At 44.4% G+C, this 13,859-nt stretch carries 21 protein-coding genes and 1 tRNA gene; 4 read left to right on the forward strand and 18 right to left on the reverse strand.

The annotated features are described in order from the left end of the window. Position 1: 1 nt before the first annotated feature. The 3 genes from tasA to tapA form a co-directional block, all read right to left on the reverse strand. Positions 2 to 796, reverse strand: a complete 795-nt coding sequence (gene tasA / locus NSQ39_RS11630; RefSeq protein ID WP_046129964.1) for a biofilm matrix protein TasA — start codon at positions 794 to 796, stop codon at positions 2 to 4. A 68-nt stretch (positions 797 to 864) separates the two neighbouring features. Further along, positions 865 to 1,446, reverse strand: a complete 582-nt coding sequence (sipW, locus tag NSQ39_RS11635; RefSeq protein ID WP_175077034.1) for a signal peptidase I SipW — start codon at positions 1,444 to 1,446, stop codon at positions 865 to 867. Further along, entirely contained in the window at positions 1,443 to 2,168 is a 726-nt protein-coding gene (tapA, locus tag NSQ39_RS11640) for an amyloid fiber anchoring/assembly protein TapA (protein WP_175077033.1), read from the reverse strand. Before tapA ends, sipW begins: the two co-directional genes overlap by 4 nt. 262 nt (positions 2,169 to 2,430) lie before the next feature. Between tapA and NSQ39_RS11645 the strand changes: the two genes are divergently transcribed. Next, complete coding sequence (locus NSQ39_RS11645; RefSeq protein ID WP_175077032.1) at positions 2,431 to 2,754, forward strand: DUF3889 domain-containing protein; 324 nt, start codon at positions 2,431 to 2,433, stop codon at positions 2,752 to 2,754. A gap of 84 nt (positions 2,755 to 2,838) precedes the next feature. On the opposite strand, the gene NSQ39_RS11650 is transcribed toward NSQ39_RS11645, so the two are convergent. From NSQ39_RS11650 to NSQ39_RS11690, 9 genes are all read right to left on the reverse strand, one after another. Continuing rightward, entirely contained in the window at positions 2,839 to 3,021 is a 183-nt protein-coding gene (locus NSQ39_RS11650) for a YqzE family protein (protein WP_046129968.1), read from the reverse strand. 81 nt (positions 3,022 to 3,102) lie between these two features. Next, the gene (gene comGG / locus NSQ39_RS11655) at positions 3,103 to 3,468 is read right to left on the reverse strand and encodes a competence type IV pilus minor pilin ComGG (protein WP_046129969.1); all 366 of its coding nucleotides are present in this window, start codon (positions 3,466 to 3,468) and stop codon (positions 3,103 to 3,105) included. Between the two features lie 11 nt (positions 3,469 to 3,479). Continuing rightward, positions 3,480 to 3,965: a competence type IV pilus minor pilin ComGF gene (comGF, locus tag NSQ39_RS11660; RefSeq protein ID WP_236809842.1), complete on the reverse strand. Its 486-nt coding sequence runs from the start codon at positions 3,963 to 3,965 to the stop codon at positions 3,480 to 3,482. Beyond that, a complete protein-coding gene (comGE, locus tag NSQ39_RS11665; RefSeq protein WP_175077031.1) occupies positions 3,880 to 4,227 on the reverse strand; it encodes a competence type IV pilus minor pilin ComGE in 348 nt (115 codons plus the stop codon). The genes comGF and comGE overlap by 86 nt, the downstream gene beginning before the upstream one ends. After that, positions 4,211 to 4,654, reverse strand: coding sequence for a competence type IV pilus minor pilin ComGD (gene comGD / locus NSQ39_RS11670; protein WP_175077030.1), 444 nt, complete (start codon positions 4,652 to 4,654; stop codon positions 4,211 to 4,213). The genes comGE and comGD overlap by 17 nt, the downstream gene beginning before the upstream one ends. Then, entirely contained in the window at positions 4,654 to 4,947 is a 294-nt protein-coding gene (gene comGC / locus NSQ39_RS11675) for a competence type IV pilus major pilin ComGC (RefSeq protein WP_046129972.1), read from the reverse strand. The genes comGD and comGC overlap by 1 nt, the downstream gene beginning before the upstream one ends. 14 nt (positions 4,948 to 4,961) lie before the next feature. Next, positions 4,962 to 5,999 carry a competence type IV pilus assembly protein ComGB gene (gene comGB, locus NSQ39_RS11680; RefSeq protein WP_341015013.1) on the reverse strand — a complete coding sequence of 346 codons (1,038 nt, stop codon included), beginning with the start codon at positions 5,997 to 5,999 and terminating at the stop codon, positions 4,962 to 4,964. Then, entirely contained in the window at positions 5,986 to 7,053 is a 1,068-nt protein-coding gene (gene comGA / locus NSQ39_RS11685) for a competence type IV pilus ATPase ComGA (protein ID WP_175077029.1), read from the reverse strand. The genes comGB and comGA overlap by 14 nt, the downstream gene beginning before the upstream one ends. Before the next feature lie 156 nt (positions 7,054 to 7,209). Further along, a complete protein-coding gene (locus tag NSQ39_RS11690) occupies positions 7,210 to 8,049 on the reverse strand; it encodes an STAS domain-containing protein (RefSeq protein ID WP_216899483.1) in 840 nt (279 codons plus the stop codon). Positions 8,050 to 8,127: 78 nt separating this feature from the next. On the opposite strand from NSQ39_RS11690, the gene NSQ39_RS11695 reads away from it, so the two are divergent. Beyond that, positions 8,128 to 8,199, forward strand: a tRNA-Gln gene (locus NSQ39_RS11695). Positions 8,200 to 8,262: 63 nt separating this feature from the next. Here NSQ39_RS11695 and NSQ39_RS11700 read toward each other — a convergent pair. Further along, positions 8,263 to 8,643 (reverse strand): Spx/MgsR family RNA polymerase-binding regulatory protein, encoded by a 381-nt coding sequence (locus tag NSQ39_RS11700; RefSeq protein ID WP_046129976.1) that lies wholly within the window; start codon positions 8,641 to 8,643, stop codon positions 8,263 to 8,265. A 203-nt stretch (positions 8,644 to 8,846) separates the two neighbouring features. Between NSQ39_RS11700 and NSQ39_RS11705 the strand changes: the two genes are divergently transcribed. Continuing rightward, complete coding sequence (locus tag NSQ39_RS11705; protein WP_046129977.1) at positions 8,847 to 9,092, forward strand: DUF2626 domain-containing protein; 246 nt, start codon at positions 8,847 to 8,849, stop codon at positions 9,090 to 9,092. Between the two features lie 48 nt (positions 9,093 to 9,140). Here NSQ39_RS11705 and NSQ39_RS11710 read toward each other — a convergent pair whose 3' ends face one another. Then, positions 9,141 to 9,779 carry an MBL fold metallo-hydrolase gene (locus NSQ39_RS11710; protein WP_046129978.1) on the reverse strand — a complete coding sequence of 213 codons (639 nt, stop codon included), beginning with the start codon at positions 9,777 to 9,779 and terminating at the stop codon, positions 9,141 to 9,143. 140 nt (positions 9,780 to 9,919) lie between these two features. Between NSQ39_RS11710 and NSQ39_RS11715 the strand changes: the two genes are divergently transcribed. Next, on the forward strand, positions 9,920 to 10,093 hold the full coding sequence (locus NSQ39_RS11715; RefSeq protein ID WP_046129979.1) for a DUF2759 domain-containing protein: 174 nt from the start codon (positions 9,920 to 9,922) through the stop codon (positions 10,091 to 10,093). A gap of 70 nt (positions 10,094 to 10,163) precedes the next feature. On the opposite strand, the gene NSQ39_RS11720 is transcribed toward NSQ39_RS11715, so the two are convergent. From NSQ39_RS11720 to NSQ39_RS11735, 4 genes are all read right to left on the reverse strand, one after another. Beyond that, on the reverse strand, positions 10,164 to 10,478 hold the full coding sequence (locus NSQ39_RS11720) for an MTH1187 family thiamine-binding protein (RefSeq protein ID WP_046129980.1): 315 nt from the start codon (positions 10,476 to 10,478) through the stop codon (positions 10,164 to 10,166). 16 nt (positions 10,479 to 10,494) lie between these two features. Further along, entirely contained in the window at positions 10,495 to 11,589 is a 1,095-nt protein-coding gene (locus tag NSQ39_RS11725; protein ID WP_444876409.1) for a YqgU-like beta propeller domain-containing protein, read from the reverse strand. A gap of 65 nt (positions 11,590 to 11,654) precedes the next feature. Next, on the reverse strand, positions 11,655 to 12,782 hold the full coding sequence (locus tag NSQ39_RS11730; RefSeq protein WP_046129982.1) for a M14 family metallopeptidase: 1,128 nt from the start codon (positions 12,780 to 12,782) through the stop codon (positions 11,655 to 11,657). A 112-nt stretch (positions 12,783 to 12,894) separates the two neighbouring features. Continuing rightward, positions 12,895 to 13,839 (reverse strand): iron-hydroxamate ABC transporter substrate-binding protein, encoded by a 945-nt coding sequence (locus tag NSQ39_RS11735; protein WP_216899486.1) that lies wholly within the window; start codon positions 13,837 to 13,839, stop codon positions 12,895 to 12,897. Positions 13,840 to 13,859: the final 20 nt, after the last annotated feature.

Here is a 13,859-nt window from a genome sequence, read left to right on the forward strand (position 1 = left end):
TTTATTTATCTTCACTGTGCGCTCTTTCGTTCTCTTTTACATAACCTTTTTCATCGGCATGTTTATTTCCGTCGATGGTCAGGCCGTTCCATTGAGTAGCTTCAAACGAGAAATCGAGCTGTACAGAATCTCCTTGATATTTGTTCTGCACCATGTTGCCGTTGCTGTCTGTTGTTGTGTCATTGACAAATTCAATGACCATTTCGACTTTGTCAAAATCGTACGGATCTTTTGGAATTCCGTCGTACTCAGGCGCAGTCTTTCCGTTGATTGTCGCTACATTGATTTTGCCGTTGTCATGCAGGAAGCCAGGCTCGATCAGCTTTTTGACTTTGTCCATTGATGCTTTATCTTTTTTCACAGACATATTGTACAAGTCATAGAGGTTTGCGGAATCCAGGATGATGTTTTTAGGATAGCCGTTTCCGCCTTCAACGCCGACCGTCAGTACGCTCACTTTAAACTGTTTCAGGAAATCCTCGGCAGAGTTTTTCCCGCCGTTTTTCGCGTTTCCGTCAACGAAATTGCTGAAGCCCATTTGCATTAACACTTCTTTAATAGCCAATGATCCGTCATTTTTAAAGGTAAATTCTTTTTTGAATTTATCACCCGGTTTTAAGTTTGACAGGCTCACTCTTGCAGACGTTTCTTTTGCATTTAAGTCAAGCGTTCCTGCTGCATAAGTAGCATGAGTCGATTCGATATCGTTAAACGCAGCCCAAGTTCCTCCTCCTACTAATGCCAGTCCAAGAGCAGCGGATGCAACTCCCAATCCGATTTTTTTCTTTGTACCCATGATAACTCCTCCTTTTATAATAAGAAAATCTATATATGGAGACCTGAATAACAGGTGACCAACGAAAGTTACATTGAAACCCGGTCTTTGCCGGCAGTTTCGATCGCTTTTGCTTTTTGCTCAATCTCACGCAATGCCGCCGAAACAGTGATCACCGCATAAAGGATTAGCAATAGGCCCGGTACGATCAATAAGATGGCCGTGCCGATCGGTTTGCCGGCAAAGTCCAACAGATATCCGGCATAAGGAACCGTAATTCCGGAATATTTGGCGACAACATTTTCCGAAAGAACTGGATCGGAATCAGGATTTTGGTTGTTGTCCCCTTTTGTCTGAAACATGAGATTTGATTTATTTTTTGTTATACCGATAATTCGGTGAGTAACCATTGTGTTCTGGTCTTGCATGAATGTAATAATGTCGCCCTTTTTCAATGCCTCGGGATTGTCAACCTTTTGAACGGCGATAATCGACCCCGTTTTAAATTCCGGCTCCATCGAACCCGATAAAACCGTCTTCAATTGATATCCGAAGAGCTGGGGCTCCCCGCCGGACGATTTTGTCGAAATCACGACGATAACCGTCCCAATGATCAGCGTGAAAATAATCACATATAAGATATTGCTGACCCATTTCATGATTTTTTTCATGACTCATCCCCGCTTTCTAATGAATGTTTCTCTTTATTTTTTTCCTCACGAACAGATTGGCTGGCATCTGTATCTTTTGTTTGTTCTTTCCGCTCCACCTTGTTCGTTTTTTCTGACTCAGACTTACGATGAGACTCGGCCTTTTTTGGAGGCTTCGGCGTTTTTTCCTTGCAGTCGTTCAGCTTCATCGCCTTTGACCAAATAAACGGCTTTCCCCGTTTGTGATCGGGATGCCCTTCAGGTTTGATCAATTTAAAAACGTAAGTTCCTCCCTTTGTCGCGCGATTTGACTCTATCCTGTATACACGGCTTTTTGTTTCTTTGCCAATCGTACCTTTATCGATGACAGTCCCGTCTTTCGACTTTGAAGAACCATCGATTTTGTGCAGCTCCCATTTCCATTCAGAAGAAGTAATGTGTTTGCCGCTGTTTTTAAATTCAGCAAATAAAACCAACGGCGCACAAGTGTTTCCTTTTGTTTTTGTCTGTTTATGAAGCTTTAAATCGCTTCCGTCCCACACCTTATCATCTATGTCCTTAAATTTTGCAGACGCTTTCATCGTCAAGCTGTATGTTTCCACATCATGAAATGATGCGTTCGTATAATGATTCAGCTGACTCCCCAATCCAATCAAAAGGTAAATGATCAAAATTATTTGAAAACCGATGACTGCCTTTTTGCTTCTTTTTCGGCATCTCCTAGTTCGAGATAATCGAATCATGACTACCCTCCTAGCAGCTTTTCGTTCGTTTTAAAGAACCTTACAGTTAGAGTATAAAGAACAACCCATTGAATTGAAAACTGCCGAAATGGTCGATTTAGTTCGTTTTACAGAACATTATCGTTTAAATCCTCAAAAAATCTCTCAAATTCTCATCTTTTTGAAAAATATGAAGTTCTTTATAAAATACACATGTTATTCTTATTTTTCCGTATAAACCAAATGAACGAGGAAAAAAATAGGGGAGAAAGGATGATGACCCATGCTGAAAAAAATCATCGTGTCATGCTTTTTTTTACTGCCAATAATCGCCGGACCGCTTGATATACATGCGGCAGAGCAAACAACAGCCGGCATGACAAAATGGGAAGAAAAAGCTGTCCAGGCAGCGAAAAAAAGATACCCTGCAGCTGAAGTCCGGCTCACTCAAAAAGTATGGGACCGAAAACGAACCGATGAAGCAGTAAAGCAATATCATGTAACATTAAGCGAAGGAAATCGAAAATTTGGCGTATTTGTCACCATTTCATATGAGCCCTCAACCCATAAAATAAATAAAGTGGTAGTCGTCGAAGAATATAAATAAGCCGCTTTCTGTTGAAAAGCGGCTTCATTTTCGGTATGCCCGGACCATGTCCGTACCTGGGCGGAATAACGGCCCTTTGCTTCGCTATTTATGACGTTTAAAAAACATCATACAGCCGAGCGGGAGAATGCCGAACCACCGAAAAATGCGGGACGGCGGTTTGCTTTCCCTGCGTCTTTCTTTCATTTCTTTTCTTTCTTGTTTCGGCGTGTCCATATATTTGACAAGCTGTTCTGTCATATATTTCACATAATCGTTCGTTTTCATCAAATCACCTCATGAGAGAGTCCTCTTATGATGAAGTGTTGTCAGCCCCTCTCTTTTTTATACACCAAACCGTTTTGATCGCTAATGCTCTTTCCAGTGACTGATGGTCTTTTTCCTTAGATGGAATTGAAAATCAGCAGTCTTTTCAGAATCAGCTGCCGTCTTCACTTTTAGCCTGACACGCTTCGTTTCCTTGCCGGCTGAAGCAATGGCATACATCACAGAGCCATACGCTTTGTTCTCCTCTCCAGCTTCTTCGTCTTGCATGTGCCTGATGGAGTGAAGGATTCCATTTTGCAGAAGATTTTGCTGAATGTAAAAATCTTTCGTCTGTTTGATAAAAGCATGCTTCGTCATAAAAGCCGCTGTCGAATGGGCGGCGCAAAGCATGCAGATCATCGCCAAAAAAACCGCTGCAGGGTAAATAAAGCCTCTGGAATTATTCACATGAATCACCTTCATAAAGAATGATAGATCGGAAATGCCGCACGGTATTGAGTACCGTTAAGACTGATTGCTTCAATGATGACTTGGTGATCTTGAAGCCGGAATGCGATGCGTTTGACATGCTGCAGCATCGGCACATGGCCTTTAGAATTCACTCGTTTTCGAATGAGCGCCTGATACGGTTCATAACGAACGGCATCACCTGAGGAATTCGTCATTTCAAGCGCCTGTCCGTTGTCTGCCACTTTAACGGCAACGGCTTCTTTGCATTCTTTCTGCATTTGTTCAGCTGTGATCGTCCATTCTTCCGGGCGAATTTCATTTTTTTTGACACCCGGGGATAAAAACAGCTGAAAAATCGTGGCAGCCGTTCCGGCGATAAACATGTAGACCGTTAATGACAGCAAAACATTAAGAAGGGTAAAGCCCTTTTGTTTTGAGAATCGCAAGGCAATACTGACGGTCATGCCTGTTTTCAACAGAGATGCAGACTTCATATTCTTCTCCTTTTTCCTCCCATTCAATCAAATATGCGGCTCCCTGATAAAACACGGTTTCAGCGGGCTTGTAGCGACCGGTCAGCATGTAGCCGCTGATCTTCTCATCTAATATGCGGTACCCGGCTTCTTCTTTTTTTGCCATCTCAGCTTTTAATTCAAGCTGATGGTACACGGGAATCATTAGAGCCGCTATCATCACCCATATACTGAATGCAGAAACAGTTTCGATTGTCATAAAGCCTCTATTTTTTTTGAACATTGATCTTACCGCTTCCTAAATAAATCGTCAGTTCAAAGGAGGCCCGGTTTGCTTCAATCAACATCTTTCCTCCTTGACTCGGAGCCCCGTTTGGGCTGTATGTGAAATGTTGTCTGAGCGTCGACTTTTTGATGGCAATTTTGTGATCATATTCCCTGATAAGATAAGGAGTCAAGCTCTCATCCGCAGGCTTGATGGTGTATTCACAATGATCAGCATCAAACAGCACGTTTATTTTTTTGTTTTGAGCGAGCGCTGCCTGCTGAGCATAAAGCAAATCGCCTTCAAGCTGTTCGGCAAAATGCTTGACGATCCTTGCGTCATATGCGGAAGGCAGTCTGTCAAACAAAAGAATCAGCATGATCGAGCTGATCAATAGCACGGTTAAACTTTCTAGAAGGGTAAACCCTGTTTGGTCCCTTCCCATTATTGTGTTTGTGCCTTGCCATTTGAAATCACGATCGATTTTCCATTAGGACACGCCAAATTTTTCTTGATATATCCCTCTGATTCAAGCTCTCCAAGACTTGGCGTTTTCCCGTCGTGATCCATCTGATACGCGGTAATTTGGGCCTGAACCATATTGATCAATCCCTCACAGCCTTTCTTTTGAATGTTTTGATTATGCTTCGTCACATTCGGGATCGTAATTAAGAGCAGAATTGAGATGACAAGCATAACGACCAGCATTTCTATCAGCGTAAATCCCTTTTCATTCAAATGGATGTCCTCCTTTATAACTGATTCATCATTTGATACATTGGCAAAAGCATCGACAGATAGAGGATTAAAATCATGGCTGCGGTAAATCCGTAAATCAGAGGCTGAAGCATGCTTGTCCACTTTTCCGCTTTCTTTTCAAGCCGGTCGATCAAAAATTGGCTGTATGAATATAGCTCCCTGTGGAGATGACCGTTCAATTGACCGTGAGCCACCGCTTTGGAGAGATCCTTTTCATAAAACGGATGCCTGTCCAGCATCTGTTCCAGCGCTTCCCCCTGTTTCAGCCTTTCGATCATGCGCTTTGCTTCCTTGTGAAAAAACGGCAAAAAAGGCTGGCTCTCAAACGCTTTTAAGCTGTCATATACAGACAATCCCGATGTTAAAAGATTGCTTAGCTGAAGCGATAAAAAATAGCTGTTGAATAATTTGAGGATTCTGCCTGCCAGCGGGATTTTAACGAGGAGGGCCATTTTTTCTTCCGGGGCTTTTTTTCGGAAAATCGAAACATAATACGTTAACAAAACCACAGCAATGATGAGAATGCACATAAAAAACAGCGGGAGGCTGTCAAAAAATAAAAAGATGAAGGAGGTCAGAAAAGATGTTTCGATATTCATGGAGTCATAGATCGCGGAAAACTGCGGAATAATCGCCGATTTCATAATATAGGCGATGAGACAGACCGTTGCAACCAGGAATGACGGATATTTTGCAGCCTTCTTCAATTTTTCGGACTGGTCGACTTTGCGGCTGAGCAATTCGCCGCTTTGCTTGAAAGCGAATGGCAAATTTCCGTGCTGCTCGGCAAAATAAACAATGCTGACGGAGTCCCTATGAAACGAAATCATATTCAAAACCTGAAAAACGGGATAACCTTCTGCCAGCTTTTTTCTTCCGAATGAAATGTCCGCTTTTTGCTTATTGTCGAATTGCAGCTCAAGCATATTCAAAGCGTCGAGAAGCGTATACCCGTTCATCATCATTTCGCCGAGCTTCTCAAACAGCTCCGCCTGCTTCCGAAGGGGCCATCTTATGTTATTCAGTCTCATGATGCACCCATCTGTTATAAGTTTCCTTCGGGAGATAGCCGAGCGCTATCCCTTTTCGAATCAATTTTCTCAGCGTTTCAAAACGGCTGTTCACGTATGCGCCTTTTGCCTCTTTTATGCACAGGTTCAGACTCTTCCCGTACAAAAGCTCAAAAACGCTCACTCTTCTTCCGTTCCCCGACATCCTGCAATACAAAGAACACCGCTCCCCGCAAAACGGACAAACAAGGTTGACGAGACGCTGTGCGCTTATAGCGACAAGCGTCTGCTCAATTTCGGTCATATGAATGCCAAACTCAAGCAGCCGGTATATAGCTCCTTTTGCGTTTTTCGCATGCATGCTAGATAATACAAGATGTCCCGTCAGCGCAGCTCTGACGGCGGTTTTGGCTGTTTCGGCATCGCGGATTTCTCCGAGGATGATCATGTCGGGATCATGACGGAGAACAGCCTTTAAACCTGCTGAATACGTCATGCCCGCTTTTTCATTCACCTGTACTTGAAGAACATGCTCGCTTCTGGATTCAACCGGGTCCTCCAGCGTGATAATATTGCGGTTGAAATGCTGTTTGGCATACTCGATCAGCGAGTACAGGGTCGTCGTTTTTCCCGAACCGGTTGGACCTGTGAAGATCAGCAGACCGTGGGAATGTTTCAGAAAAGACAGCAGCTTTGCCGTTGCGTTTGGAAACAAAGACAGGCTTCTGAGCGGCGGGGCGCTTGCCTGCGGCAATACGCGAATAACCAGGCTTTCGTCGTATATGGTAGGCAAAGTCGACATTCTCAAGTGAACGGGCTGATTGTTCACTTTAATGGTTAAAGCACCGCTTTGCGGCTGCCTTCGCTCCCCGATATCCATTGAAGAAAGAAATTTAAAGTGAGAAATGAGCCTTGAGCACTCCATTCTCGTCAGTCTGCCCTTTTGAAATAGTTCATCATCAATTCTAAAGCGGATAACCGCCTCTTTTTCCCCCGGAACGATATGAATATCAGAAGCTCTCATCGCACACGCCTCTTCGATCAATTTCCCGCTTAATGATTCAATCGCGTACACAATCGTTACGCCTCCTTTCTAATCGCAGTTTAAGCGAAAAGCATCGGAAGCTTCAAATCCGCAAAAAACGGAAATATGCCGTTATCGTGGGACAAAAAAAGATTATGAAACACGAAAATTGCTTTTTCCGGCTCATATTTTTTACAATACTGCTCTTCAAACCGTGTTTTTATATGTGCCATCGCCTTCTTCCAGGATGCGGAACCCTTTCTTCGAAAGAGCTTTTGCGAGATTCTGCTCTGTTTTGACATTGGAAAAATCGATGCCCAGTTTGACCACCGTCTGGGCCATTTCGGGACGAATGCCGGAGATCGTCGCTTCAATTCCTAAGAGCTTCGTTGTGTCAAGTATTCTGAACAACTGATAAACAACCATTGTATCGATGATCGGAACCCCGGAAATATCGATAAATAAATGCGATAAACGGAGCCCTGCGCATCGCTCAAGAGCGGATTCCAAAATCCCCTTCGCTCTATGTGTATCGATTTCTCCTATGATCGGCAAAACGCCTATATGGCTTGATATCGGGATCACCGGGGCGCTTAATTCATGAATCATTTCATTTTGGGTCTTTAATTGGCTCATCGTCAACAGATCATATTCCGTCATGAATTGCCCGATGATTTCATCCATTATCAAATTGAGCCGTCTGCTCCATTCCAACACGTCGCACTTGGAACTTTCGGGTGCTTCTTCATGAGAAAACATCCCGATTTCATCAATAATAATTCTCCGGAACACGTTGATTCCGTTTATGCTTTCATAGATGGGAACTTGGCTCGCTGCCCTGTCCCGCGCCATTTCTCTCGCACAATCCAGCGCTTCCTCCCATTCTTTTTCCGGCTGATGCGCTGTCAATAGGTGGGCAACCGCCCGGATATACGGCTTTGCCTTATCGGGCGACGAGATGCCGGACGTTTTGGATAACCATTGATTCGTTATTTTGTCCGATCGTTTGATTAAATAATGATACAGGGCTGAATGTTTGTTTTTCATAACTATCCTCCTTATCAAAAACGGAAATGCTTATGTATAAAACAAGCGATTTTGCCAACACTAATTTTGTAGCGGCATTGGGCTATAGCCAAGCGGTAAGGCAACGGACTTTGACTCCGTGATGCGCTGGTTCGAATCCAGCTAGCCCAGTTTCCAAGCGTAAAAACCGAAGATTGCTGAAAATGAAGTTTTTTCAGCATATCTTCGGTTTTTTCACGAAACAGAGCGTTGCAAAGCGCTTCTCTTTAATAGCTTTAATAGCTCGCCGGGGTTATATCCGACAACAAGCTTTTCACCGTTGACGATGATCGGGCGCCTCAAGAGCTTCGGCTTTTCAATGAGCAAGTCTACTACTTCGCTCACCGTCAGCTCCTCGATATTCAAATTGAGCTCTTTGAATGCTTGGCTCCTCGTCGCCAATATTTCATCGAATCCTTCCGTTGTCAAAGACAGAATGTGTTTTAATTCCTCTTGATTCGGCGTCTCCCTGAACAGATGGCGTTCCTTAAAATCGATCTGATTCGCTTTCAGCCAATGCTTTGTTTTCCTGCATGACGTGCAGCTCGGGTAAGAATAAAAGATCAGCTCTTCCATGGTTGGTTTCCGCCTCTGTATTGTTCTGTCCTGTCTTTGTTATGATTAGTACCCGGAATCTTGTTTCATTAAACACGTGCAAAAAACATTCCGTTATCACAAAATTGTAAAAAATGAATTGATTTTCCCAAAATGAAAATGTTTACATTCCAAGAGCGATTGATCTATAATAGAAACAAAGGGGCTTTCTGGGAGGGATATCAATGAATCGCATGTTCCGCGTGTTAGGTTTCTGGACAGGTATTTTTGCGGTCATGTTTTATTTAGGAGATATGAAAGATGCGTCATTGCTGTTTTTCGGCCAAACTGTTTTCTTCGTGTTCTTATCGTATCTTAACTTGACAGAACGGATGTACATTTATATTTTCGGCGCATACTTGACGGTCTTTTTTGCCGCGTTTACATACTATTCCGTGTTTATTATGGTCCCCGGGCAAGGAGGCCATTAAGGCACGAAAAAAGAGACGATCCGCCTGGATTTCGTCTCTTTTTTCATTTTATAATGTGAAGCCGTTGATGAACGGATTTTGTTCCTGTTCCGTCAGCAAATCCGTCTCAGGGCCGTGTCCGCTCAATACGAGCGTATCTTCAGGAAGAGTAAGCAGCTTTTTGTGAATGCTGTCCATTAGAACATCGTGGCTTCCGCCCGGGAGATCTGTGCGGCCGATGCTCCCTTTAAACAGAACATCGCCTGAAATGATCAGGTTTTCCTCTTCTGCATAATAAGAGACGCTTCCGGGCGAGTGGCCTGGCGTAAAAAGAACCTGAAGCTTGAACGGACCGATTTTCAGCTCGTGCTCTTTGTCGATCAGCCGGTCGGCTTTCTCTGCTGTAACAGCCTGACCAGTTAACAGAGACGACCCGTTTAATGAAGGATCTGTCAGCCATTCCGCTTCATTTTTATGGACATAGACGGGAATATCCCACTCTTTTCTCACCTTGTCAACAGCTCCGATATGGTCAAAATGGGCATGCGTCAATAGAACGGCGAGCGGTCTAAGATGATGTTCTTTTATATAAGCATTCAGTTTACCGGCTTCACCGCCGGGATCAAATATTAAGCAGGCGCCGTCATCATTTGCTAAAATATACGCATTTGTTTGAATCGGCCCTAACGGCATTCTTCTCCATTTCATCCTTTTCACCTCAGTCTCATTATGAACGTTTTGTGAGAAACTTTCAATGAACCATGTTCCACTCGACAAAGCTAATGAAAACGGTTAAAATAAAATTGGAAATAAACTGCAGGGGATCCAAACGAAGGGGGTTAATATTGATGTTGCTCGTGATCATTTTCGGCCTTGTCACGATATTATCTGCTGTTGGGGCACTTCGTTCGCTTAAACAAATCAACGTTCTCGGGATATTGTTCGGAGGAGCGGCTTTTTTTGTCTTCGGCTGGTTTACGGTAATGACAATTATAAACAGCGGGTATCCGACGGCTCACTAAAGACCGCCTCTGCCGCTGAATGGACAGCCTTGTTCCGTTATGAAACGGAACAAGGCTTTTAAGCTTGGGCTTATTTGTTTAAATGTTTTTGAACGCTTGACAGTTTGCCTTCCATTGTCGTTTTCTTATCGCGCCTGTCATCGATTCTGATGTTTGTGGCCACCCTGTGTATCCCTTTTTGAAAAGGGGCTTCATGGATGGTTTGAATGACGTGAAATAAATCGCTTAGCTCCCCTTCAATCAAGGTATTCATCGGCGTCAGCTGATATTTGATTCTTCCTTCCTTTTGAAACCCTTCTAAAATCGTTTGAATCTCCGCTACATAACTGCTCACACTCGGGGTTTCCGTTCCGATCGGGATGATGGTTACGTCTGCTATTGCCATCGCAACATGCTCCTTTCTATTCTTTGACTACAAGTGGTTCTATTGTTTTCGAACCGAGTGAAATGATCTCATCGTGCGCATAGCCGTACAATAGATATTGACCGTCTGGAGACACGGTGATCGGAAGCATTTCCACACTCTTCTGAATCACGCGCCGCTCCCCCGTCTTAAGGCTGATGGCGATCAGATCGCACAGGGAGCTCGATGCACCCGGCTGATACGTGTAAAACCATTCGTTTTTCTGATCATAGCCGTATTCCATAGGCGACTGTCCTGTATCATCGGAAAACAGCGGGAGCGTGACAGACAGCCGTTTTTCCGATGACTTCACATCAGAAAATATGTAGGTCCCGTACCCGTTTTTACCCGATGATGTCACGACCAGCCTGACATTGTCAAACACGTCGGAAAGCAGCGCATCATCGGCAAGCTTCGTTTGCCTTCCCGCCGGTATGTCATAGGAATACACAGGGGCCGGCTTTTCCCGGTCCCTGTTATCCCACTTTACATAATCGAATGAATCGGGCGATGTCCAATGAACAAAGGCAGCCTGGGCAATGTTTTGCTCCGTTGTCTGTTCTTTTGCATTGATCAAATATGAATGATAGTTCCAATCTTTCGTGAATGCCGTCACATATAGAAGATAAGGATCAAACTCATTCCAGTCAACCTGCAGTTCGTTCGTGTTAAAACCTTTTGTAAACAGCTTTTCGCCCCGCACATTCATCAGCGTCAATTTGAACTCGGAGCCGTCTCCGGCGGTTTGGATGAGGATCATGTCTTTTTTACGGTTCAGTTCAGCTGTGATCAGCCGTTCATCGGTTTTGTATATCGTTTTCTTGGTCCCTGTAAATATATCATATGACTTTACTTCACTTCCCGCAACCGGGTCAGTTGCGGTATATAATATCGTTTCATTATCAAGCCACCCTGCCGCCGCATCAAAATACCGGTCCTTCACCGGTATTATCTTTTCTTCTTTTGCATCGCTATGATTCTTTCCAGCAGAATCCGCATTGTAGGAGCCCTTTGAACCGCCTGATTGCGAAGGTGTGCAGGCGGCTGTTAAAACGGTAAACACAGCGGCAATGATCCATAATGAAACTCTCAAACCGGCCATTCTCCCTCCGTAAATGTTTCGCTGCCTACCTTTACGATGTGGCGCCGGTAAAGGTTTCAGCTTTCAAAAAAACAAGATGCCCAAAGAATTCCTCTGCTTTTACAATATATATCGTCAAAATCGGCTATGGGTAAAGGGTTTTTCCCTTTTCCAAGCTCAACGGTGTATCCTTCTTTGCCGTAAAAATGGATGAACCAATCCCTGAAACCGGCGTAGCTGTCAATATATCTGATGCCTTTATAACCGCTGAGCCGCTCAAACACTTGAACAACATTGACAGATTCCGGAGGCTCGAATCCTTCATAGCCCCAATAGATCTCTTCCCCTTGCGTATGAAGCGCTATAAGCCGGTCAGGCGGCCGGCTCTCGATTAGATCGTGCATGACGATCGCTTCAGGTTCTGTAAGCGGAGCGTCTCCCGGATAATCCCGGTATGAGGGCGCCTTAGGAGGCTTGCGCTGTTTTTCGATTTCCCAAAAAGACGGAAATTGGTTGTTCAGATCGACTCCGTTAATGTTCGCTTTCCATTCCCTAAATTCAGACTGATATTCGTTCATTTCATCAAGGGGCTCAAGATTTATTCCGAGATGCTCCGGGCCGTTCAGCACAAGATCGACTCCGTCGGGATTCACGAGCGGAACGATTGAGAGCTTCGTCATCTGAAAAAGCCTGAGCGGCGAAAAACCGAGAATCTCACCGCCTTTGCATAAAGACAGACAATATTCTTTGACCCACTTCATTAGCACCGAAGTGGTGATCCACTCGTTCGCATGAAAAGAAGCATTGATATGCGTTCTTTTTTCAGCATGCTCAGCTCCGATGTTCAGCTCGTATATCGGCTGGCCCAATACAGAGCGTCCAATACTATGGTATGTGACAAACGGAAAGCATTCCGCGATTTTTTCAATTTCGTGTTTCAGCGTTTGCGAATCATATATCACCGTATCAGTCAGCCACGGCTCATTTTCCAGCCCGGGCTCTCCATTCACCAATAATTGCAGCTGTTCATATGTTTCTGCTGCCGCCGCATCTTTTCCTGCCTGTGGATGCAATCCGGGAAAATAAAATTCCCCGACGTCCGCGTTAAGGTTCGCACTGACTAAAAGCGGTTCGGGAATGTTCAGGATGTCTGACAATCTTGACATGTCTTGTTTTAACTCCGGTTTAATGTTGATGAATGCCATCAATGATCCCTCCCACAATAGCATATGAAGAATGCTTGTTCGGCGAACATCAATCATAAAAAAGCTTCCGCCCCAAGGACGGAAGCGCCGCAAATCAAGCAGCTCTTTTATTCTATTTCGTTAAACTGTCCGTTATGAATTTCAACTGTCCTTCTAATGAAATCGGATCGGAAAAATAGAAGCCGATCGGGTCGATTTTATAGACATGGTCGTTTTTGACGGCGCCGAGGTTTTTCCAAATGGAAGTGCCGAACACACCGCCGTCGTCTCCGCCTGATTGCCAAGGACCTATAAAAATATAGTCTCCGGCGAAGTCAGGCAGCTTTTCCAACGAAATGCTCGTATACCCGGGGCCGGTGCTGATGGCTTTTTCCTTTGTTAGCTTCGTGGCGTTTAATCCGAGTTCTTTATAGACAATGCTTCCGCCCCGTCCGAATTTTTCGCCGAACACGTAAATCTCTTTGCCGTTCGTCTGCATAATGGAGACCGTTTTGTCACCGACGGCTTTTTGAACCTTCGGTTTTGCCGCCGCAACTTTTTTGTCCCACTCAGCCAGCCATTTTTCCGCTTTATCTTCCGTCCCTGTCATCTTCCCGAAATCTTCGAGTTGTTCTCTCATGCCCTTTCCGTATTTCAGAGCGACCGTAGGCGCGATTTTTTCCAGCTTTTCGACATCCGCCCCTTGAGTTGTCCAAACGATGATCAGGTCGGGTTTTAAATTAATGATTTTTTCTTCTGAAACTCCGTCGCCAATGTTTGTCACGCCATCGGTTTTTCCTTTGAAGTACGGGTTTTTGAATACTCTGTCAGAAGCCCCGACCACGTGAATGCCGAGCGTCTTGAGATATCCGTAATAGTCATCGGCCAAGACGACCACCCGTTTTGGATGCTTAGGGACTTTAACCGTTCCGTTTTCGGCCTTGTATGTAATGGTTTCTTTCTGCTTTGAGCCTGAAGAAGAGCCTTTGTTCGCTGATTGATTTCCGCATGCTGCCAAGGCTGCAATCAATAATAAGGCAAAAAAAGCCGCCGTGATTTTCTTGCATCTATGAGTCATCTTTCATTCCTTCTTTCCGA

It is taken from the genome of Bacillus sp. FSL W8-0848 (assembly GCF_038007805.1).
Classification (GTDB): domain Bacteria; phylum Bacillota; class Bacilli; order Bacillales; family Bacillaceae; genus Bacillus; species Bacillus glycinifermentans.

Bases quoted from the DNA above. Each gene is read 5' to 3' on its own strand.
- comGF (WP_236809842.1), bottom strand. From the start codon at position 3,965: ATGAAGTCTGCATCTCTGTTGAAAACAGGCATGACCGTCAGTATTGCC.
- NSQ39_RS11690 (WP_216899483.1), bottom strand. From the start codon at position 8,049: ATGAAAAACAAACATTCAGCCCTGTATCATTATTTAATCAAACGATCG.
- NSQ39_RS11700 (WP_046129976.1), bottom strand. From the start codon at position 8,643: ATGGAAGAGCTGATCTTTTATTCTTACCCGAGCTGCACGTCATGCAGG.
- sipW (WP_175077034.1), bottom strand. From the start codon at position 1,446: ATGAAAAAAATCATGAAATGGGTCAGCAATATCTTATATGTGATTATT.
- NSQ39_RS11730 (WP_046129982.1), bottom strand. From the start codon at position 12,782: ATGGCATTCATCAACATTAAACCGGAGTTAAAACAAGACATGTCAAGA.
- NSQ39_RS11720 (WP_046129980.1), bottom strand. From the start codon at position 10,478: ATGGCAATAGCAGACGTAACCATCATCCCGATCGGAACGGAAACCCCG.
- tasA (WP_046129964.1), bottom strand. From the start codon at position 796: ATGGGTACAAAGAAAAAAATCGGATTGGGAGTTGCATCCGCTGCTCTT.
- NSQ39_RS11710 (WP_046129978.1), bottom strand. From the start codon at position 9,779: ATGAAATGGAGAAGAATGCCGTTAGGGCCGATTCAAACAAATGCGTAT.
- NSQ39_RS11650 (WP_046129968.1), bottom strand. From the start codon at position 3,021: ATGAAAACGAACGATTATGTGAAATATATGACAGAACAGCTTGTCAAA.
- comGE (WP_175077031.1), bottom strand. From the start codon at position 4,227: ATGTTCAAAAAAAATAGAGGCTTTATGACAATCGAAACTGTTTCTGCA.
- NSQ39_RS11645 (WP_175077032.1), top strand. From the start codon at position 2,431: ATGCTGAAAAAAATCATCGTGTCATGCTTTTTTTTACTGCCAATAATC.
- NSQ39_RS11735 (WP_216899486.1), bottom strand. From the start codon at position 13,839: ATGACTCATAGATGCAAGAAAATCACGGCGGCTTTTTTTGCCTTATTA.
- NSQ39_RS11705 (WP_046129977.1), top strand. From the start codon at position 8,847: ATGAATCGCATGTTCCGCGTGTTAGGTTTCTGGACAGGTATTTTTGCG.
- NSQ39_RS11715 (WP_046129979.1), top strand. From the start codon at position 9,920: ATGTTGCTCGTGATCATTTTCGGCCTTGTCACGATATTATCTGCTGTT.
- comGD (WP_175077030.1), bottom strand. From the start codon at position 4,654: ATGGGAAGGGACCAAACAGGGTTTACCCTTCTAGAAAGTTTAACCGTG.
- tapA (WP_175077033.1), bottom strand. From the start codon at position 2,168: ATGATTCGATTATCTCGAACTAGGAGATGCCGAAAAAGAAGCAAAAAG.
- comGB (WP_341015013.1), bottom strand. From the start codon at position 5,999: ATGAGACTGAATAACATAAGATGGCCCCTTCGGAAGCAGGCGGAGCTG.